The 18,081-nt window shown below is 67.3% G+C and carries 20 protein-coding genes, 1 tRNA gene and 1 pseudogene; 13 read left to right on the top strand and 9 right to left on the bottom strand.

All coding sequences use genetic code 11. The features are described 5' to 3' along the window. Positions 1-105 precede the first annotated feature (105 nt). Genes FHX72_RS19185 through FHX72_RS15070 form a run of 3 tightly spaced genes read left to right on the top strand, consistent with a single transcriptional unit; the run spans position 106 to position 2,112 of the window. A complete protein-coding gene (locus tag FHX72_RS19185) occupies positions 106-564 on the top strand; it encodes an FAS1-like dehydratase domain-containing protein (protein ID WP_068483216.1) in 459 nt (152 codons plus the stop codon). Positions 565-568: 4 nt separating this feature from the next. Continuing rightward, positions 569-1,060 (top strand): MaoC/PaaZ C-terminal domain-containing protein, encoded by a 492-nt coding sequence (locus FHX72_RS15075; protein ID WP_183626170.1) that lies wholly within the window; start codon positions 569-571, stop codon positions 1,058-1,060. Continuing rightward, complete coding sequence (locus FHX72_RS15070; protein ID WP_183626168.1) at positions 1,057-2,112, top strand: UDP-N-acetylmuramate dehydrogenase; 1,056 nt, start codon at positions 1,057-1,059, stop codon at positions 2,110-2,112. Before FHX72_RS15075 ends, FHX72_RS15070 begins: the two co-directional genes overlap by 4 nt. A 92-nt stretch (positions 2,113-2,204) precedes the next feature. Here the strand turns inward: FHX72_RS15070 and FHX72_RS15065 are convergent, their stop codons facing one another. The 3 genes from FHX72_RS15065 to FHX72_RS15055 all read right to left on the bottom strand — a co-directional run bounded on the left by FHX72_RS15065 (position 2,205) and on the right by FHX72_RS15055 (position 3,857). Beyond that, complete coding sequence (locus FHX72_RS15065; protein WP_183626166.1) at positions 2,205-2,480, bottom strand: hypothetical protein; 276 nt, start codon at positions 2,478-2,480, stop codon at positions 2,205-2,207. 359 nt (positions 2,481-2,839) lie between these two features. Beyond that, positions 2,840-3,355, bottom strand: coding sequence for a GNAT family N-acetyltransferase (locus FHX72_RS15060; protein ID WP_183626163.1), 516 nt, complete (start codon positions 3,353-3,355; stop codon positions 2,840-2,842). Positions 3,356-3,413: 58 nt separating this feature from the next. Then, complete coding sequence (locus tag FHX72_RS15055) at positions 3,414-3,857, bottom strand: hypothetical protein (RefSeq protein WP_183626161.1); 444 nt, start codon at positions 3,855-3,857, stop codon at positions 3,414-3,416. Between the two features lie 60 nt (positions 3,858-3,917). Here FHX72_RS15055 and FHX72_RS15050 point away from each other — a divergent pair, with 60 nt between their 5' ends. Beyond that, positions 3,918-4,367 (top strand): hypothetical protein, encoded by a 450-nt coding sequence (locus FHX72_RS15050; protein ID WP_183626159.1) that lies wholly within the window; start codon positions 3,918-3,920, stop codon positions 4,365-4,367. Between the two features lie 60 nt (positions 4,368-4,427). Here FHX72_RS15050 and FHX72_RS15045 read toward each other — a convergent pair whose 3' ends face one another. Genes FHX72_RS15045 through FHX72_RS15030 form a run of 4 tightly spaced genes read right to left on the bottom strand, consistent with a single transcriptional unit; the run spans position 4,428 to position 8,224 of the window. Beyond that, positions 4,428-5,093, bottom strand: coding sequence for a response regulator transcription factor (locus FHX72_RS15045; protein ID WP_068483194.1), 666 nt, complete (start codon positions 5,091-5,093; stop codon positions 4,428-4,430). Then, complete coding sequence (locus tag FHX72_RS15040) at positions 5,090-6,343, bottom strand: sensor histidine kinase (RefSeq protein ID WP_244964329.1); 1,254 nt, start codon at positions 6,341-6,343, stop codon at positions 5,090-5,092. The genes FHX72_RS15045 and FHX72_RS15040 overlap by 4 nt, the downstream gene beginning before the upstream one ends. 55 nt (positions 6,344-6,398) lie before the next feature. Further along, positions 6,399-7,283, bottom strand: a complete 885-nt coding sequence (locus FHX72_RS15035) for an ABC transporter permease (protein WP_183626155.1) — start codon at positions 7,281-7,283, stop codon at positions 6,399-6,401. Beyond that, entirely contained in the window at positions 7,280-8,224 is a 945-nt protein-coding gene (locus tag FHX72_RS15030; protein WP_183626153.1) for an ABC transporter ATP-binding protein, read from the bottom strand. The genes FHX72_RS15035 and FHX72_RS15030 overlap by 4 nt, the downstream gene beginning before the upstream one ends. Positions 8,225-8,346: 122 nt before the next feature. Here FHX72_RS15030 and FHX72_RS15025 point away from each other — a divergent pair, with 122 nt between their 5' ends. Continuing rightward, the gene (locus tag FHX72_RS15025; RefSeq protein ID WP_082775529.1) at positions 8,347-8,868 is read left to right on the top strand and encodes a helix-turn-helix domain-containing protein; all 522 of its coding nucleotides are present in this window, start codon (positions 8,347-8,349) and stop codon (positions 8,866-8,868) included. 155 nt (positions 8,869-9,023) lie between these two features. Here the strand turns inward: FHX72_RS15025 and FHX72_RS15020 are convergent. Then, positions 9,024-10,043, bottom strand: a pseudogene (locus tag FHX72_RS15020) (IS110 family RNA-guided transposase); the annotation flags it as partial. Between the two features lie 237 nt (positions 10,044-10,280). Between FHX72_RS15020 and FHX72_RS15015 the strand changes: the two are divergent. From FHX72_RS15015 to FHX72_RS15005, 3 genes are all read left to right on the top strand, one after another. After that, entirely contained in the window at positions 10,281-10,685 is a 405-nt protein-coding gene (locus FHX72_RS15015; RefSeq protein WP_068492670.1) for a VOC family protein, read from the top strand. A gap of 80 nt (positions 10,686-10,765) precedes the next feature. Continuing rightward, positions 10,766-12,499, top strand: coding sequence for a ubiquinone-dependent pyruvate dehydrogenase (poxB, locus tag FHX72_RS15010; RefSeq protein ID WP_183626149.1), 1,734 nt, complete (start codon positions 10,766-10,768; stop codon positions 12,497-12,499). A 69-nt stretch (positions 12,500-12,568) separates the two neighbouring features. After that, complete coding sequence (locus FHX72_RS15005) at positions 12,569-13,780, top strand: hypothetical protein (RefSeq protein ID WP_183626148.1); 1,212 nt, start codon at positions 12,569-12,571, stop codon at positions 13,778-13,780. Positions 13,781-13,871: 91 nt separating this feature from the next. Here the strand turns inward: FHX72_RS15005 and FHX72_RS15000 are convergent, their stop codons facing one another. Then, positions 13,872-15,083: a pyridoxal phosphate-dependent aminotransferase gene (locus FHX72_RS15000; protein ID WP_068482369.1), complete on the bottom strand. Its 1,212-nt coding sequence runs from the start codon at positions 15,081-15,083 to the stop codon at positions 13,872-13,874. A gap of 191 nt (positions 15,084-15,274) precedes the next feature. Between FHX72_RS15000 and FHX72_RS14995 the strand changes: the two genes are divergently transcribed. The 5 genes from FHX72_RS14995 to rplA all read left to right on the top strand — a co-directional run bounded on the left by FHX72_RS14995 (position 15,275) and on the right by rplA (position 18,069). After that, positions 15,275-15,347 (top strand) — tRNA-Trp (locus FHX72_RS14995). Between the two features lie 70 nt (positions 15,348-15,417). Further along, positions 15,418-15,729 (top strand): preprotein translocase subunit SecE, encoded by a 312-nt coding sequence (gene secE / locus FHX72_RS19180; protein ID WP_068492650.1) that lies wholly within the window; start codon positions 15,418-15,420, stop codon positions 15,727-15,729. A 76-nt stretch (positions 15,730-15,805) separates the two neighbouring features. Continuing rightward, positions 15,806-16,735: a transcription termination/antitermination protein NusG gene (gene nusG / locus FHX72_RS14985; protein WP_068482362.1), complete on the top strand. Its 930-nt coding sequence runs from the start codon at positions 15,806-15,808 to the stop codon at positions 16,733-16,735. 112 nt (positions 16,736-16,847) lie between these two features. Continuing rightward, a complete protein-coding gene (gene rplK, locus FHX72_RS14980) occupies positions 16,848-17,279 on the top strand; it encodes a 50S ribosomal protein L11 (RefSeq protein WP_068482359.1) in 432 nt (143 codons plus the stop codon). Positions 17,280-17,382: 103 nt separating this feature from the next. Further along, positions 17,383-18,069 carry a 50S ribosomal protein L1 gene (gene rplA / locus FHX72_RS14975; RefSeq protein ID WP_068482355.1) on the top strand — a complete coding sequence of 229 codons (687 nt, stop codon included), beginning with the start codon at positions 17,383-17,385 and terminating at the stop codon, positions 18,067-18,069. The last annotated feature ends 12 nt before the right edge of the window (positions 18,070-18,081 follow it).

Below are 18,081 nucleotides of genomic sequence, written 5' to 3'. Positions count from 1 at the left end.
ACCCTAGAACGGGCCACCATCACTGGAAAGGGCAGAACTGCCCTCGCGGTGCTCCTGAGGCGGCCTCCAGCGCCACTGTCGGTGCCGCCACGTAGACTGGCGGCCGTGTCTGTGAACCCTGAACTTGCCGGCCGCCGGTACGAGCTCCCCGAGCCGTACCTCGTGGGCCGAGAGCACATCCGTTCGTTCGCGAAGGCCGTGCTGGCCTCGCACCCGACGCACTTCGACGTCGCCGCGGCGCAGGCAGCCGGCTACGCCGACCTCGTCGCGCCAGCCACGTTCCCTGCCGTGCTGCAGGACGCGGGGCTGCAGCTGCTGCTCTCCGATCCTGAGGCGCAGATCGAGCTCTCGCACATCGTGCACGGCGATGAGCGGTTCACGTACGTGCGCCCCATCGTCGCTGGCGACGAGCTGCGCGCCGCCCTCGAGGTGAAGAGCGTCAAGTCGCTCGGCGGCAACTCGATGATCAGCGCCGAGACGGTGCTGACGGATGCGGCCGGCGAGCAGGTCGTGACCGCGTCAGCCACCCTCGTGGTCCGCGCAACGCCGAGTGAGAGCGAGTAACCGCATGACCGACACAACCGCCGCAGCTGTGCTCCCGCGCCCCGACTTCACGGGCCTCGACGCCGGAACCGTCATCGCCGAGCGCACCGTCACCCTCACGCGCGACAACCTCGTGCGCTACGCAGGCGCATCCGGCGACTTCAACCCCATCCACTACCGCGACGACGTCGCCCAGGCAGTCGGGCTCCCCGGCGTGCTCGCGCACGGGATGCTCACCATGGGCGTCGCGCTGCAGCCCGTCGTCGACGCGCTCGGCGACCCCGGCCGTGTCGCCGACTACCAGGTGCGGTTCACGCGCCCCGTCGTCGTCGACCCGCAGGGAGGTGCCGAGGTGTCGATCGTCGCGAAGATCGGTCAGCTCGCCGGGGAGGATGGCGTCGGTCGCATCGACCTTGTCGTCTCTTTCGGCGGACAGACCGTGCTCGCGAAGTCTCAGGTGCGCGCCGACTTCCGCGGCGAGGTCCCGGCAACTCTGCCCGCAGAGGCCACCGCGTGACGAGGCTCTCCGAGCTGACGACCACGCAGGTCGGGGGCGAGGCGAAGAACCTCGTCGCTCCGGCAACGCGCGACGAGCTCGTCGCGGCGGCCGGGGAGCTGTTCGCGAACTACGAGCAGCCGCTTGTGCTGGGCGGCGGCTCGAACACGATCGCCACCGACGACCGCATCGACGAGCCCGTCCTGCACGTCGTGACCAAGGGCATCCACCAGCTCGACGGCCCCATCGACAAGGTCGGCCAGGCGCGCATTCGTGTCGACGCCGGCGAATCGTGGAGCGCGCTTGTCGACTACGCCGTGGCCCGCAACTGGAGCGGCATCGAGGCGCTCGCCGGTATCCCCGGCTCGGTCGGCGCGACCCCCGTGCAGAACATCGGCGCGTACGGGCAGGAGCTGTCCGACGTGCTTGCGCGCATCGAGTTCTACGACGCCGACCTCGACGACGTGCGCTGGATCAACGCGGCCGACCTCGGCCTCGGCTACCGCACGTCCGCGATCAAGCGCGGCGAGCTCCGCGGCATCGTCACACGCGTGGAGCTCGACCTCGTCGAGATGCCGGAAGGCCAGAGCGAGCCCGTCAAGTACGACCAGCTTGCGAACGCCCTCGGCGTGCCGCTTGGCGAGCGGATGCCTGTGCACGTCGTGCGCGATGCCGTCATCCGCCTCCGTGCCTCGAAGGGCATGGTGCTGGATGCGCACGACCAGGACTCAGTTTCGTCCGGCTCGTTCTTCATGAACCCGGTTGTGCGTTCGTCGTTCGCGAGCGAGCTGCCGGAGATGCCGAAGTTCGAGGCAGGCAAGGACGAGGACGGTTCGCCGCTCGTCAAGCTGAGCGCAGCTTGGCTGATCGACCACGCCGGCGTGAAGAAGGGCTACTCGCTGCCGGGCTCGAACGCCGCCATCTCGTCGAAGCACACGCTTGCGATCACGAACCGTGGGGGAGCGACGGCCGAGGAGATCGTCGAGCTTGCCCGCTTCGTGCGAGCCCGCGTCGAAGCGGAGTACGGTGTGCGGCTCGTCAACGAGCCCGTGCTCGTTGGGTTGACGCTCTGAGGGCCGACGACACCAGGTGAGGCGGAAGCCCCGAAGCGCTGCACGCGCTTCGGGGCTTCCCTGTTGGTGCCGGCGGCCCGTGAGGGCCCGTCCTAGTGATGCATGGACTGCGTGCACCAGGCGCGGAGCGCGTCGTGCTCACGGCGGGCTCGCGCGGCGCTGTTCGCGAGGCGGCGGCCCTGCTCAGCGTGGTCGAGGGCGACTTCTTGACGCCGAGCGTTGCGCAGGAGCAGCCAGAGCGCGATGCGCAGCTCGATGCGGTGCAGCAGCGATGGTTTCCCTGTTTCGGTCGTCGCGGAAGTTGGCGTGATGGTGACGAGCAGGCTGCTCGGATTGGAGGTGGTGACGGTGGTCAGGACGTGATTCATGAGAGGTGTTTCTCCTGCAGAAGGCATGCAAAAAGGAGGCGCTCGATGGAGCGGGGCCGCGTGAACGCAGCGCGAGAAACGTGACTGCCGTGCAGTCGACGGAAGCGACGGCTACTGCGCCGAAGGGCATCCGTCACGGGTGGGGACAGACTCCACCCAGGACACGGAGCTTAGGAGATGTGGGCGCCCAGGGGACGAGTCACCAACGGCTGGTTGCTAAATGTGAACGTACGCATCATCGGGACTCCTCTCTGTCTAGGCGCGTGTTGCGACCCTATCGATTCTGCAGTCGAGGGTCAATGGCATTCGGGCGAGGCGCCCTTTCCGATGTGAGGGAGGGCCCGGAGTGGGGGAGGGCCTCACGCAGAGGTGCCGCGCGCGCTGGCGGCTCGGAGCATCCGGATCTCACGGATGCCGTCCTCGACCTTGACCGTGCCGTCTGGGACGAAGCCATGTTTCCGGTAGAACGCCTGCGCTCGGGGGTTGGGGTCGCCCACCCAGAGCGTCGTGTCTTCGTCGTGACGTGTCACCGCGTGGAGCAGGGCGGTTCCGCTTCCGTCGCCGTGGTGCCTGGCCAGTGCGTAGAGCACAAAGAGGTGCTGGGATGCGGCATCCGGGTCGGACGGGCCAGACATGGCTATGCCGGTGATCTCGCCCTGGTGCACGCTGACCGCAACTCGCATGTGTGCCCAACGTTCCTCGGTGAGCGCGCGCGTCCAGAAGAGTTCCCGATCGGGAAGGAACGTCGGGGCATCGAGGACTGAATCGGAGACGAGAGTCCCGCGATAGGTCTCGCGCCAAGACGTTGCGTGCACAAGCGCGATCGCCGCCGCGTCGTCTATACGGGCAGGTCGAACCGTGAAGGCTGACGTCATCGAGGCACTCCAAGAGATCGTTGGCTCGTCACAGCGGACAACCGCGCAGGCGCGCGGCTCAGCCGAGGATGACGGACGCGCGCGGGCCCTTCCCGTCGAAGCTGACGGTGACCGTGAGGGGCGTGCCGGTCACGTCGGAGGGCAGCTCGATCTCGCTCGTGTGCGGTGCGTAGTCCGCGGTGCACGCCTGGTCGGGGTACGCCGTCGCCTCGAGGTACTGCAGGTCGAGCGTCTGCGCATCGACGGCGTTGACCTCGGTGAGGATTGCAGGGCAGCCCGAGCTCCCCCAGGTCGTGACCGTGATCGAAGAACCCTGGTCGAGCCACTGCACAAGCGGGCCTTCCATGTCGACGTCCACATCCGTCGACTGGCCTGCTGGCAGTCCCCCGTAGTTGCTTGTCGCGACGCTCGTTGGCGGGGTGGCGGGTGCGCATCCACTCAGCCCGAGAGTGGCGACGGCGATTAGGGGGAGCGCGAGCAGGGCGCTGCGTGCAGGCTTCATGGCTGCCAGCCTAGAACTTCCACACTCCGAAGTTGAGGTGGACAGCAGGAGAATGAAGTCATGGGATCACGACAGCTGACGCCGCAGCAGGCCGCCAACCTCGTCTGCGAGACCCTGGATCCCCTCATGGTGGAGTTCGGCTTCCAAGAGGGCCAAGGTGGCATGGACCTGCCAGCCGATGTCGTGAAGTTCGACATCGTCTTCTGCGCGCCGTCTGACGTCTTTCACCTTCGCCTCCCTCGCCTAGCGCCGCACCTGGAATGGGGTGACGGCGAGTGCACCGACGTCATCGTCGAGGTCAGTTGCGCGCCGGAGTGGCAGCTGAGCGAGGCTCGCCTCGAAGGTGAGTCGATCACCGACCTGCTCGCTCGCCGCGGTCGCGACCTGGGGGTCGAGGCGGATGCGCTCCTCGGCCTGCCGCTGCACGCGGCCATCGGTCGCCTTCGCGCGTTGCTGCGTGCAGCGTTCGAGCAGACTCGGTCATCAAGGCTTGACTGGCGCGACCGCTGACATCGGAGGCCCGGGCCCGGCTCGGTGCGGGGTGCTGGGCGGCGTGGCCGCGATGGGGGTCTACCGCCGCCGGAGCAGCCCAAGGTCGAGGCCGCGCGTCACGGCCCGAACCCGCGAGTTGACCTCGAGCTTCGCGAAGACCTTCCCGAGGTGCGTCTTCACGGTTGCTTCGCCGATGTGGAGTCGCGCCGCGATCTCGGGGTTTGAGAGACCGTCGGCCACGAGCTGCAGCACCTGCAGTTCGCGGCCGCTGAGTGCCGGCACCGAGCCTGGGGAGCCAGTAACCGGATGCTCGCCACCCGCCCCTGCGGCCCGGGTCTGCGCGACGAGCTTGGCCGTCACGGAGGGCGCGAGCGCAAGTTCGCCGGCCGCCACACGGCGCACGGCTTCGACGAGCTCCGCACCGCTCGCCGTCTTCAACAGGTACCCGCTCGCGCCGGCTTCGATGGCCCCGATGATCGCGTCGTCGCTGTCGTAGGTGGTCACGACCAGCACGCGCGTTTCGGGTAGAGCTTTCAGGATCAGCCGCGTCGCTGCGACCCCGTCCGTGCCGGGCATGCGGAGATCCATGACAACAACCGCCGGCGTCGTCGCGAGGGCGCGGGCTGCGGCCTCAGCTCCGTCCGATGCCTCCGCGACGACCTCGATGTCCTGCTCGTCCTCGAAGATGCCGACCAGGCCAGCTCGAACGATCGGATGGTCGTCGGCGACCAGGATGCGGATCACGCCCCACCACCCGCCTTCGCCGGAATCGTCACGGTCACGATCGTGCCACGGCCGGGCGTGCTGGAGATCTCGACGCCGCCATCGATGGCGTTCGCGCGGTCGCGCAGGCTCGCGAGGCCGTAGCCGATCGGCTCGTCGGCGAGCTCGAAGCCCCGTCCGTCGTCGGCGACCTGCAGCACGACGTCGCCGTCCTGAGCCTCGACGGAGAGGTGCACGTTGGAGGCTCCAGAGTGGCGACGAGCGTTCGAGAGCGATTCCTGCGCGCACCTGAGCAGCACCACTTCGCTCTCCCGGTTGAGCGCGGTCGGCGCCAGGTCGATGCGCGCCTCAGCGAGCACGCCGGTCTCGCGGCGGAACCTCTCGACGAGGCGTCGGAGCGCATCCGAGAACGTTGCCTCCGCGGAGTCGCCAGTATCAGCGGAGTCCGTCGACCGCACTGGAGCGTTTTCGGCGATGAGCACGCGCGCCTCGGCAAGCGCGTCCCGGGCGAGTGACGCGATGAGGTCGGCGCGTTCCTCCTGAGCCCGCAGTGCGGCCTGCGCGTCCGCCCCGGCTGCGGCCTCTTCTTCTCGCAGGCGACCGATCTCCTTCGCGCTGCGGTCTGCGAGCATGGCGAGCCCGGCGAGCGTCTGCGCGAGCGTGTCGTGCAGGTCGCGCGAGATGCGTTCGCGTTCGAGGGATGCGCCGCTCAGCCGAGACAGCTCCTGCACGTGCTCCTGCGACGCGGTCAGCTGTTCGAGCAGCTCGCGGCGCTCGTCAGCTACGCGCCAGGCCCGGGTGATCGACAGCCCGATGCCGCACGTCGCCGCGACGCTGAACAGCTGGCCGGGGAGGATGTCGGGGATCTCGTCGACGCCGTTGTAGAGGGCAGATACGACGCCGATCCCGAACGCGATGGCGATCGACACGAGGATGCTCCGGCGCGCGCTCACGCAGACCAGCCAGACCAGCGGGTAGATCAGTGTCTGCACAAACCCGGTCCATGGCACAAGCACCATCGCCACGGTCACGAGCAGCGTGACGAGCGCTATGAGCACCGCGCCCTTGCGCGGATCCCCGATGGACCTGACGCCGAACGCGAGCCACACCAACGGGATGAGCAGCAGCGCTCCCACGGCGACAAGGGCCTCCGCGCGCTCGGCCTGGGTCTCGGCGCCGACCGCGACGAACCCCGCAACGAGCACGTTCGCGAGCGCCGTGCCCACGATGAGCACGTGCCACCAGCGCCCGTTTCGAACCAGGAAGTCCATCACGCCCTCATCCTCTCGCGTCCCACCGACATCAACACCCGGACGCCTGAGGGGCCTAGCTGCGCCCCCGACTCCACCGGAACGTGAGCAGGCTCGCCACGAGCCCGATGACCGTCCACACGCCGAGCGTGAGCGCCGCGGAGCCGAGGCCCCACGTCCCGCCAACCTCCGCCGCCGCGAAGGCGTCTGGCAGGAACACGCTGCGCATGCCGCGCACGAGCCCGGCGAGCGGGAAGAGGTTCGAGAGCTGCTGCATCCACTCGGGGAGCACGGAGAACTGCACGTAGATGCCGGACAGGAACTGCGGCACGAGTACAAGCGGCAGGACGATGGCGGATGCCGACCGCGCTGACCGGGGGATCGCCGAGATCGCGATGCCAAGCGAGGCGAAGCAGAAGATGCCGAGCAGCGACAGCCAGGCGAACCGCATCCACAGTTCGCTGGAATCCGGCAGCGTGATGTCGAACGCGACGACGCCGAGTGTCATGACGAGCGCGAGCTGGAGCGTGCAGGTGATGAGAACAAGCCCGATCTTCCCCATGAAGAACGACACAGGGCTGAGCGGCGTCGCGCCGAGGCGCGCGAGCCCACCCTCGTGCTTCTCCGTGGCGATGTCGATGCCGAGGAACTGCATGCCGGAGAGCAGGATGGCCATCGCGAGCATGCCCGTCAGGTAGTAGTGAGACATCGTCACGTCGGCGAACCTCGGGTCGTCGACCACCGTCTCACCGCTGAAGATCGACGCGAACAGCGCGAACATGACGAGCGGGAACAGGAAGACGAAGAAGACCTGGTCGGTCTGGCGGAAGTAGCCGCGCAGCTCGAAGGAGATACGGCGCAGCCCGTTGCCGACCGTCGACTTGGGCTGCTCGGGCGTGCGCTTCGGTGGGACACGGTGAGGCGCGCTGGCCCCTCGACCGGTTGCGGCGATCTGAGTCATTTCGAGCCTCCGGCGAATGCGGCAGCGTGTGCTGCGTGATGGGTGTCGGCGCGGCCAGCCTTTGCAGCTGGCTCGCCGTCGGTCTCAGCGCTCGGATGCTCGCCGATGATCTCGAGGTACACGTCCTCGAGTGATGGCCGCGTGATGGTGAGGCCGACCGGCTCCGGGCCGAGCCGGTTGGCGAGCGCGGCTACGAGCTGAGCTGGCGCGTCCGTCTTCTCCTCGCGCCACTGGCCATCCGGTTCCTGCCAGCGCACTCGGGGCGTGCGCGACGCCGGACCGCCGATCGTCGTGATGTCGCCGATCTCCACGAGCTTGCCTGCCGCGATGATTCCGGCTCGGTCGCTGAGTTGCTCGGCCTCGTCGAGGTAGTGCGTCGTGAGCACCATGGTCATGCCCTCGCCCTTCAGCTGCTGGATGAGCCCCCAGAACTCGCGGCGTGCGTTGGGGTCGAAGCCCGTCGTGGGCTCGTCGAGGAAGAGGACCTCCGGGTTGCCGACGATGCCGAGCGCCACGTCGACTCGGCGCTTCTGGCCGCCGGAGAGGAATCCGACGCGCTGCGTCGCGAACGGTGCGATGCCGCAGCGCTCGATGGTCTCGGCCACGTCACGCGGGTGCCGGTACAGGCTGGCGAAGTGACGCAGCACCTCTCTCGCCGAATAGCGTTCGATGTCGGCGCTCGACTGGCTGACGACGCCGATGCGTCCCCGCCACTGGGCGTCGCCGTGTGCCGGGTCGTGCCCGAGGACGCGAGCTGTGCCGGACGTAGCAGCGCGGAAGCCCTCGAGGATCTCGATCGTGGTGCTCTTGCCGGCGCCGTTCGGTCCGAGCAGGGCGAAGGTCTCGCCGTGGCGCACGTCGAAGGAGAGCCCGTCGACGACGTCGCGGTCTCCGTAGCGCTTGACGAGGTCGGTGACCTCAATGGCGGCTGGTGTGTTCATGCTTCTATCCAACGGCTGACGGTTCGCGCCGGGGAGGGGCCGACCGGTTGATTCGCATCCACCGATCGGGGGATGCGGCGGCGGGCCGCGTTTTGGGCAAGGCGTCCGCGCATACTGGAGACATGGCCTCGACCGACCTCGACGAGCTGCGTCACCTCCGCCGCGCTCGGGACTTCATCGACCGCGAGTACGCGCGGCCGCTCGATGTCCCTGCCATGGCGAAGGCGGCCCACATGTCGACCGCCCATTTCAGCCGCCGCTTCCGGGAGGCCTACGGCGAGACCCCGTACGCGCACCTCATGACGAGGCGCATCGAACGCGCGAAGGCGCTGCTGCGCAGGGGCGATGTGAGTGTGACGGATGCGTGCACTGCGGTTGGGGCCACGAGCCTTGGGTCGCTCAGCAGTCGCTTCACGGAGATCGTGGGGGAGTCGCCGAGCGCCTACAAGGCGAGGGGTCACAGCGGAAGCATCGTCATCCCGAGCTGCACCTCGCAGATCTGGGGTCGGCCTCGGCGAGTCCACGAACGGGCAAAGAAAGGCGAGCTGAGCCCCGAACCTTCCGACGCTGAAGCTTCGAGCAGTTTCCAAGAAGTGAATGATGCTCCTATTGGTTGTCAAGCCGCGGTGAGCCATTCGCGGTAGCTGTTCGCGAGGTCGTCATCGCGGTGCGTGCCGCGCTCGAGTTTCGAGATCGTGGCGGGCCAGACGTTGAAGTGTTCCGCGACGGTCGTGAGGCTCAGTTTCCGTGCCTGTCGCAGCGGGCGAAGGTCATCGGTCACTGGGACCTCGACGATCGTGGTGAGCAGGGTGAACACCTCGCGCGCGATCGCTCGCTTCAAGCAACGGATGATCTCCTTGTTGCTGTGCCCCAGCGCGCGTTTACGAGCGACGTAGTCGCGCGTGCGAGGCTCGTACGACATACGAACCAACGCGATCCGGTGCAACGCGGCGTTCGCTTGCCGGTCCCCGCCTCGATTCAACCGGTGCCGGTTCGTCTTGCCGGACGAGGCGGGGATCGGGCTCACCCCGGCGAGAGCCGCGAATGAGGCCTCGCTGCGGAGCCGGTCCGGATTGTCGCCCGCGGTGACCAACAACTGCGCAGCCGTGATCGTGCCGATGCCTTTCGCCGCGACAAGAGCCGGGTTCGCGGCCGCAGTCAACGCCGCCAGCGCTTGATCGAGGTCGCTGACCTCCTCGCCCAACAGCTGGTGACGCCTCGCGAGCGATCGCAGGCCCTGCCCGACCGCGGCGAGTAACGGATCGGTCGAGAGCCGCAACCGGGCCAGCGCCGCGATCAGTGCCTTGTCGCCCAGCGACCGGTAACGCTCCCGGATCAGGTCCGGAGCCGTGACCAGGAGAGACTTGATCTGGACTATCGCGGCGGTGCGCGCCTTGACCGCGCTGCGACGCGCGACCAGCAGATACCGGATCGCCTCGACCTGCCCGGCCCCCGCTTTCGGTGTCGCATGCTCCTCCTGGGCGAGCGCCGTGCGGGCAGCGGCGTACGCATCCAACGGGTCGGACTTCCCGCGCGTTCGACGGAGCTGTCGATTCGGGCGCAACACCTCAGCGACCACGAACCCAGCCTCCCCAAGATGACGCGCCAGCCCAGCCCCGTAGGAACCGGTCCCCTCGACCCCGACGCGGACGACCGTCCCGAAGGCGGTCAGGAACGCGGCCAGCGCCGCGTAGCCGGCCGGTGTGGTCGGGAACTGCGCATCACCGAGTTGTTTCCCGTTGGAATCGATCACCGCGGCATGATGCGTGTCCGCGTGCGTATCGACACCCGCGAAGATTTTCTCGAGTCTTGTTGTCATGATGGTCCTGCCCTTCTTGATCGGATCGGCAGCCGACCGGGCGGGCAGACAGGACGTTGATGGGGCCTCTTCGACCAGGCTCCTATGAGGTCATGTCCGCCTGGTCGGCGCACTCACAAAGCGCCCCGTCCCAGCCGACGGATCAAAGCAAAGACACGAAGTCAGTCGGTGGCAGAGTCAGACCAAAACGAGGCCCTATAAGCATCAACGTCGGTGGCCGGTCCTAGCATCGGAGCCATGACACTCTCACTCAGCCACGTGCACGTGTTCACCGACGATCCGGATGCGGCTCTCGTGTTCTACCGAGACGCCCTCGGCCTCGAGGTGCGCAGCGAGGTCCCCAACGAGGGCTTCCGCTGGATCACCCTGTCTACGGAAGAGCAGCCCGAGCTCGAGATCGTGCTCTCGCATCCCAAGGCCGGGCGCTCCGAGGAAGACGGCGAGACGCTCTCGGCGATGCTCGCCAAGGGCGAGTTGCCTGGTCTCCTCTTCCGCACGAGCGACCTCGACGCGCTCTTCGAGAAGGTGCAGGCGACGGGCGGAGTCGAGGTGCTGCAGGAGCCGACCGACCAGTTCTGGGGCGTGCGTGACGCCGCATTCCGCGACCCGTCGGGCAACATGGTTCGGGTCAGCCAGGCGTAGTCGACGCCCTAGCACGCACGGCCGGTAAGAGGCGGCCGATTGCTCAGCTGGCTCACCGGTTCGAGGCAGAGGATCGCGCCATGACTACAGTCGCTGACACGATCGTCGATATCCTCCACGACGCAGGAGTTGAGCGGGTCTACGGGCTTCCCGGGGACTCGCTCAACGGATTCACCGACGCCATCCGCCGAAACGGCGACGTCGCCTGGTCGCACGTGCGCCACGAGGAGGCTGCGGCGTTCGCGGCCTCCGCGGACGCCGCCTTGACGGGAGAGCTGGCGGTGTGCGCCGGCAGCTGCGGGCCAGGCAACCTGCACCTCATCAATGGGCTCTACGACGCCAACCGCAGCCGTGTCCCCGTGCTCGCGATCGCGGCGCACATCCCGTCGGCCGAGATCGGCAGCGGGTACTTCCAGGAGACGCACCCGCAGGAGCTGTTCCGGGAGAGCAGCGTGTACTGCGAGATGGTCAGCGTGCCGGAGCAGCTGCCTCGCGTGCTCGAGATCGCCATGCGGGCAGCCGTTGAGAAGCGCGGCGTCGCGGTTGTTGTCATCCCAGGCGAGATCTTCCTGAAGGAGAGCGCCGGGCGACGCAAGTCGGCGCCCATCCTGTCCGCCAAGACGGTGGTGCGCCCGGCCGACAGCGAGCTCGCGAGGGCCGCCGGCATCCTCAACTCGGCGAAGAACGTCACGATCCTCGGCGGCGCCGGCACACAGGGCTCACACGCGCAGCTGCTCGCGGCGGCCGAGGCGTTGCAGGCTCCCATCGTGCACGCGCTGCGCGGCAAGGAGTTCATCGAATACGACAACCCCTACGACGTCGGCATGACGGGGCTGCTCGGCTTTTCGTCGGGGTACCGGGCGATCGAAGACTGCGATGCGCTCCTCATGCTCGGCACCGACTTCCCGTACCAGCAGTTCTACCCGTCGAAGGCGAAGATCATCCAGGTCGACCTGCGCGGCGAGCAGCTCGGCAAGCGCACGCCGCTCGACCTCGGGCTGGTCGGCGACGTGGGGGACACGCTGGACGCGCTCATCCCGCTGCTTGAGCAGAACAAGAGCAGCAAGCACCTCGAGTCCTCCGTGAAGCACTACCGGAAGGCACGCAAGGAGCTGGACTCGCTGGCGGACAACGACCGCGGGCGCGCTCCCATCCACCCGCAGTACGTCGCACGACTCGTGAGCGAACTCGCGACCCAGGATGCGGTGTTCATCCCGGATGTGGGCTCGCCAGTCGTCTGGGCCGCCCGCTACCTCGAGATGAACGGGCAGCGGAGGCTCATCGGCTCGTTCAGCCACGGCACGATGGCCAACGCCCTGCCACAGGCCATCGGCGCGCAGTCCGCGTTCCCGGAGCGCCAGGTGATCGCGCTCGCGGGCGACGGCGGGCTGGCGATGCTCCTCGGCGAGCTGCTCACGCTCAGGCAGAGCAAGCTCCCTGTGAAGATCGTCGTGTTCAACAACTCCTCCCTGAACTTCGTGGAGGTCGAGATGAAGGCGGCCGGCTTCGTCAACTACGGCACGGACCTCGAGAACCCGAACTTCGCCGACGTCGCGAAGGCCGTGGGCATCCACGGGCAGCGGGTCGAGAATCCGAACGACCTTGAGGGCGCGTTGCGCGCAGCCTTCGAGCACGACGGGCCGGCGCTCATCGACGTCGTGACCGCTCGGCAGGAGCTGTCGATTCCGCCGACCATCACTGCCGAGCAGGTCAAGGGGTTCACGCTCTACGCGCTGCGCACCGTGCTCTCCGGTCGGGGCGATGAGCTTGTGGACCTCGCCGACACCAACCTCCTGCGCCGCATCTTCGACTGAGCTCGAAGCCTCGGCATCGTACCGCCCGCGTCAAGGCAGCTGCCTGACGCGGGCGGTACTCTCGCAGGCATGACGCAACCGCCCATCACGCCACCGCCAGGTCAGAACGGCGGCCAAGACCCGCGCCGGCAGCAGCCAGGAAGTGCTGGGCAGAGCGGCCAGAGCGGTCGCCCTGGTCAGGCGCAGGCGCCAGGGCAGATCCAGTGGGGAGCGCCGTCCGGCGCCGCCCAGCGTGGACAGTACCTCCAGCAGGGCCCGTACCCCGCGCCGGGCCAGCCCCAGGGCTCACCGCAGGCCTGGGGCAATGGGCAGCTCTCGGCACCGGGCCAGGTGCCCCAGCAAGGGCAGCCGCCGCGGCAGCCAGGACAGATCCCTCCCGGGCAGTTCCCGCAGCCGGCCCAGTACCCCGGGCATCAACGGCAGCAGCCGGGGCAGTTCCCGGGGCAGCAGGTCCCTGGGTCCGGTCAGGCTCCGTTCGGGCAGATGCCGCCGTCGAACCTGCCGCCTGGTGCTCCGCCGCCCCGCTTCGCACCGCAGCAGCAGGCTGCTGCGCAACCGAAGCGCCGTGACCTCGGCGAGGACCCGGAACTGCAGAAGCAGCGCAAACGTCCCATCGGCTTGCTTGTCGGCATCGGCGTGAGCGGTCTCGCTATCCTCGCGCTGGTCGTCGGCCTCTTCATGGCGTTCAACTCACCGAACGACCCCACGATCCCCGTCGGCGGTGCGGATCCGCAGGGCGCGACGTCGACCCCCGTCCCGACAAGTACGCTCATGCCGGCCGCACCCCAGGACGCGGTACCGGGGTACATCCCGATCACGACCGACGTCGTGTTCCCCAACGGCCTCACCGTCGTGAATCCGCCCCTTGGCGGGTGGGAGCAGGACATCTCGGAGCGTCAGCCGAACCTCTACATCCTGAGCGACCCCCAGTCCGGCGCCTACTTCTCGGTCGCGCAGGAGAACTTGCACAAGAACGAGTACCGCGACGAGGACATGACGCGTTCGGAGCTGAACTCGGCCTCGCTGCAGTTCACGGCGAAGCCGGAGCCCGTCGGCGACCCGGTACCTCTCGTCATCAAGGGGCAGGGCGGGTACGAGCTGGAGCTGCTCGCGCAGCGCCTCCGCTGGTCGGACGGGTCAGAGGGCATGATGGCGACGCGCTACATGCCGTCGACCGGCACGAAGATCACGATTCTGGCGAACGCGTGGGGCGGCGAACTCGACGACCCGACCTCGCGCATCTCGCAGAAGGTCGCGGAGATCTCCTTCACGACGCCCTAGCGGCGCGTGCACGAAGAGGCCGGCCCCACCTTTCCTGGTTGTCAGGATGGGTGGGGCCGGCCTCGTTGGTGAAGCGGCTGCGCGGTACTGCCTAGAGCTCCACACCAGCGAAGAGCTTCTGCAGTCGCTGCACGCCCTCGAGGAGCGCTTCGTCACCGAGCGCGTAGCTCAGGCGCAGGTAGCCGGACGGGCCGAAGGCCTCTCCTGGGACGACTGCCACTTCGGCGACATCCAGGATGAGGTCGGCGAGGTCGAGCGACGAGGTGATCTGGCGGCCCTCGATCTCTTTGCCGATGAGCTGCTGCACGTCGGCGTAGACGTAGAAGGCGCCCTCGGGCGTTGGCACGCGGAAGCCGTTGACCTTGCTGAGCTCCTCGACCATCGTCTTGCGGCGGCGGTCGAAGGCGAGGCGCATCTCCTCGACGGGCTCGGTCGGCCCGGTCAGGGCCGCGATGGCTGCGCGCTGCGCGATGTTGTTGACGTTGCTCGAGAGGTGCGACTGCAGGTTGCCTGCACCCTTGATGGCGTCAGCGGGGCCAACCATCCACCCCACGCGCCAGCCGGTCATCGCGAACGACTTCGCGACGCCGTTGACCAGGATGGTGCGGTCGGCGACAGCTGGGGCCGCCTCGACGATCGAGACCGCGCGGACGCCGTCGTAGGTGAGGTTCTGGTAGATCTCATCGGCGATGACCCAGATGCCGTGCTCCGCGGCCCACTCGCCGATGGCGCGGGTCTCCTCGGCGGAGTACACGGCGCCGGTCGGGTTGGACGGCGAGACGAAGAGCATCGCCTTCGTCGCGGGGGTGCGTGCGGCCTCGAGCTGGTCGACGGTGACCTTGTACTCCTGGTCGGCTCCAGCGAACACGGGGACGGTGGTGCCGCCTGCGAGCTGGATGACCTCGGGGTAGGTGGTCCAGTAGGGGGCGGGGAGGAGGACCTCGTCGCCCGCGCCGACGACCGTGTTGATAGCCTGGTAGACGGCCTGCTTGCCGCCGTTCGTGACGATGACCTGCGAGGCGGGGACGTCCCAACCCGAGTCGCGCTTGGTCTTCTCGGCGATGGCCTCGCGAAGCTCCGGCAGGCCGGGAGCCGGCGTGTAGCGGTGGTTCTTCGGGTCGCTGACTGCCACGAGGGCTGCGTCGACGACGTGCTGCGGAGTGGGGAAGTCAGGCTCGCCAGCTGCGTAGCTGATGACGGGTCGGCCGGCGGCCTTGAGGCCCTTGGCCTTTGCGTCGACCTTGAGCGTTGCGGATTCGGCGATCGCGGCGATGCGAGGAGAGAGACGTGAGTCGGAAACCATGGCTTTGAGTCTAGGTCCGGAGGCGCTTCGCCGTCCGCGAGTTGCGCCCGCGTTGGACTTCCGGCTCGCACCTGTCGTATGCTTTCCTGGTTGCCGAAAGCGACATACTGGAACGCGCCTGAAACTGTTCCGTTGGAGCAGGTGCAGACGGTATCAGGGTGAACGGATGCGCGCATCCGGTTTTCACGCAAAGGGCGGTGGCTCAATTGGTAGAGCAGCGGTCTCCAAAACCGCAGGTTGCAGGTTCGAGTCCTGTCCGCCCTGCATTTCGGTGCTGAACGCACCCACTACGGGGCCCACCATCGAAGGTCTCAACCATCGAAAGGGAGAGCGCGTGAGTCCAAGCAAGTCAGACGAAGCGACAGATGTCGCCGAGTCAAAGCGAGGCTCCGAGCCCAAGCGCGGCCTTGTCGGCCGTATCGCTCTTTTCTTCCGTCAGGTCATGGGCGAGCTCAAGAAGGTCGTTACTCCGACGCGCTCCGAGCTCTTCAAGTTCACGGGCGTCGTGCTCGTCTTCGTCATCTTCATGATGGCGCTCGTCACGTTGCTCGACCTGCTCTTCGGGTGGGGCGCATCGTGGGTCTTCGGCCAGGGAAGCTCGCTCTTCCCGAGCGAGCCGGCGGCGACGCCGGTCCCGACGGAATAGCCGCAGCGCGCCGGCCCACAAGCCTCCACCGACAACGGGCGAGCAGCCCAGCACCACAGAATCGAGATGAGGAATCGTGTCAGACCCGAACGTCGCCGACCCGAACGGTCTTTACGAGACCGCACTGGAGCAGGACTCCGAAGTCGTAGAGGCTCAGGAGGGTGACCGCGACATCGACGCAGAGCTCGACGCGGCCCACGAGATCGAAGAGTCCGACGAAGTCGTGACCGACGAAGACCTCGACGATGGCGAAGGCGCGGATGTCGTCGACCCTGAGGTCGACGCGATCGTGAACGACGTCCTCGAGATCGACACGAGCGAGGAAGAGGCAGCCGCGGCTGCTGCGACCGAGGACGAAGAGGTCGAGGCCCGCGAGGAAGACCCCGACGTCGACCCGTACGAGACTTTCAAGCGCGAGCTGCGCCTCAAGCCAGGCAAGTGGTACGTCATCCACACCTACGCCGGCTTCGAGCGTCGCGTGAAGCAGAACCTGCACCAGCGCACCGAGTCCATGAACATGAGCGACTTCATCTACCAGGTGGAAGTGCCCATGGAAGACGTGGTCGAGATCAAGAACGGCCAGCGCAAGATGGTCACGCGCGTCCGCATCCCCGGCTACGTGCTCGTTCGCCTCATGCTCAACGAAGACAGCTGGTCGGTTGTCCGCCACACCCCGGGTGTGACGGGCTTCGTGGGCAACGCCCACAACCCGACCCCGTTGCGCTTCAACGAGGCATTTGAGATGCTGAAGAGTCTTGTTGAGATCGCCGAAGCACCCGCGAAGGCGAATGCTTCCGGTCAGGGCGGCGTTCAGAAGCGCCAGCCCATCGCTGAGATCGACTTCGAAATCGGCGAGACCATCACGATCAAGGAGGGCTCCTTCGAGGGGCTCACCGGTTCAATCAGCGAGATCAAGCCAGAGAGCGGCAAGCTCACCGTGCTTGTGTCGCTATTCGAGCGCGAGACCCCGGTCGAGCTCAGCTTCGACCAGGTCACGAAGCTCTAGCACTCGCTCCAGCAGGGCGACTGCCCCCTAAACCACCGGAGTCCGGAACCGCCGGGCCACCGGGAGAGCGCCGCGCATCAGCGCGGAGTTCGAATCGAAAGAAGGAAAAGACATGGCACCCAAGAAGAAGGTCTCGGGTCTGATCAAGCTTCAGATCCAGGCTGGCGCCGCTAACCCGGCTCCTCCTATCGGCCCCGCGCTCGGTCAGCACGGCGTCAACATCATGGAGTTCTGCAAGGCTTACAACGCGGCTACCGAGTCGCAGCGTGGCAATGTGATCCCCGTTGAGATCACCGTGTACGAAGACCGTTCGTTCACCTTCATCCTGAAGACCCCTCCTGCTGCCGAGCTCATCAAGAAGGCTGCCGGCGTCAAGAAGGGCTCCCCGACGCCTCACACGGCCAAGGTCGGCAAGCTCACTGCCGCCCAGGTCCGCGAGATCGCCGAGCAGAAGCAGTCCGACCTGAACGCGAACGACCTCGACATGGCTTCGCGCATCATCGCCGGTACGGCTCGCTCCATGGGAATCACGGTCGAGGGCTAAGGCCTTCCCGCTCCCAACACCACACGTCGCGCCTCGGGCGCGGTACTGAACATCGCGGGAGAGCCGGCCAGGCTCGCAACCGCAACTCTTGAAGGAGAACAACATGGCTAAGTCCAAGGCATACCGTGCCGCGGCAGAGAAGATCGGCGAGGACAAGTTCTACGGTCTCGCCGAGGCCGTCGAGCTCGCACGCGAGACCGGCTCGTCCAAGTTCAACAGCACCGTCGAGGTCGCTCTTCGCCTGGGTGTAGACCCGCGCAAGGCTGACCAGATGGTTCGTGGCACCGTCAGCCTGCCGAACGGCACAGGCAAGACGGCCAAGGTCATCGTCTTCGCGACGGGTGACAAGGCTGAGGCAGCTATCGCTGCTGGCGCCGACGAGGTCGGCGGCGACGAGCTCATCGCTCGCGTTGCTGACGGCTGGACCGACTTCGACTCCGCAGTCGCCACCCCTGACCTCATGGGCAAGGTCGGACGCCTCGGAAAGGTCCTCGGACCCCGTGGCCTCATGCCGAACCCGAAGACCGGAACGGTCACGACCGACCCGGCCAAGGCTGTCACCGAGATCAAGGGCGGAAAGATCGAGTTCCGCGTCGACAAGCACTCCAACGTGCACTTCATCGTCGGTAAGTCGGCGTTCACGTCGGAGCAGCTCGGAGAGAACCTCCGCGCAGCCCTCGACGAGGTCGTCCGCCTCAAGCCGTCGAGCTCGAAGGGTCGCTACATCCAGAAGGCTGTCGTCTCGACGACCTTCGGCCCCGGCATCCCGCTGGACGTCAACGCGATCTAGTCTGTCGCGAGC

The organism is Pseudoclavibacter helvolus (assembly GCF_014191305.1).
GTDB classification, from domain to species: Bacteria; Actinomycetota; Actinomycetes; order Actinomycetales; family Microbacteriaceae; genus Pseudoclavibacter; species Pseudoclavibacter helvolus.
This window is presented reverse-complemented; position numbering and strand designations above follow the sequence as displayed.

Excerpts from the sequence above, each read along its gene's own strand:
- rplA (WP_068482355.1), top strand. The coding sequence starts at position 17,383 with ATGGCTAAGTCCAAGGCATACCGTGCCGCGGCAGAGAAGATCGGCGAG.
- FHX72_RS15040 (WP_244964329.1), bottom strand. The coding sequence starts at position 6,343 with ATGGACTTCCTGGTTCGAAACGGGCGCTGGTGGCACGTGCTCATCGTG.
- FHX72_RS15030 (WP_183626153.1), bottom strand. The coding sequence starts at position 8,224 with ATGAACACACCAGCCGCCATTGAGGTCACCGACCTCGTCAAGCGCTAC.
- poxB (WP_183626149.1), top strand. The coding sequence starts at position 10,766 with ATGACTACAGTCGCTGACACGATCGTCGATATCCTCCACGACGCAGGA.
- FHX72_RS15005 (WP_183626148.1), top strand. The coding sequence starts at position 12,569 with ATGACGCAACCGCCCATCACGCCACCGCCAGGTCAGAACGGCGGCCAA.
- FHX72_RS15065 (WP_183626166.1), bottom strand. The coding sequence starts at position 2,480 with ATGAATCACGTCCTGACCACCGTCACCACCTCCAATCCGAGCAGCCTG.
- FHX72_RS15060 (WP_183626163.1), bottom strand. The coding sequence starts at position 3,355 with ATGACGTCAGCCTTCACGGTTCGACCTGCCCGTATAGACGACGCGGCG.
- FHX72_RS15015 (WP_068492670.1), top strand. The coding sequence starts at position 10,281 with ATGACACTCTCACTCAGCCACGTGCACGTGTTCACCGACGATCCGGAT.
- FHX72_RS15075 (WP_183626170.1), top strand. The coding sequence starts at position 569 with ATGACCGACACAACCGCCGCAGCTGTGCTCCCGCGCCCCGACTTCACG.
- FHX72_RS15050 (WP_183626159.1), top strand. The coding sequence starts at position 3,918 with ATGGGATCACGACAGCTGACGCCGCAGCAGGCCGCCAACCTCGTCTGC.
- rplK (WP_068482359.1), top strand. The coding sequence starts at position 16,848 with ATGGCACCCAAGAAGAAGGTCTCGGGTCTGATCAAGCTTCAGATCCAG.
- FHX72_RS15055 (WP_183626161.1), bottom strand. The coding sequence starts at position 3,857 with ATGAAGCCTGCACGCAGCGCCCTGCTCGCGCTCCCCCTAATCGCCGTC.
- FHX72_RS15000 (WP_068482369.1), bottom strand. The coding sequence starts at position 15,083 with ATGGTTTCCGACTCACGTCTCTCTCCTCGCATCGCCGCGATCGCCGAA.
- FHX72_RS15035 (WP_183626155.1), bottom strand. The coding sequence starts at position 7,283 with ATGACTCAGATCGCCGCAACCGGTCGAGGGGCCAGCGCGCCTCACCGT.
- FHX72_RS15025 (WP_082775529.1), top strand. The coding sequence starts at position 8,347 with ATGGCCTCGACCGACCTCGACGAGCTGCGTCACCTCCGCCGCGCTCGG.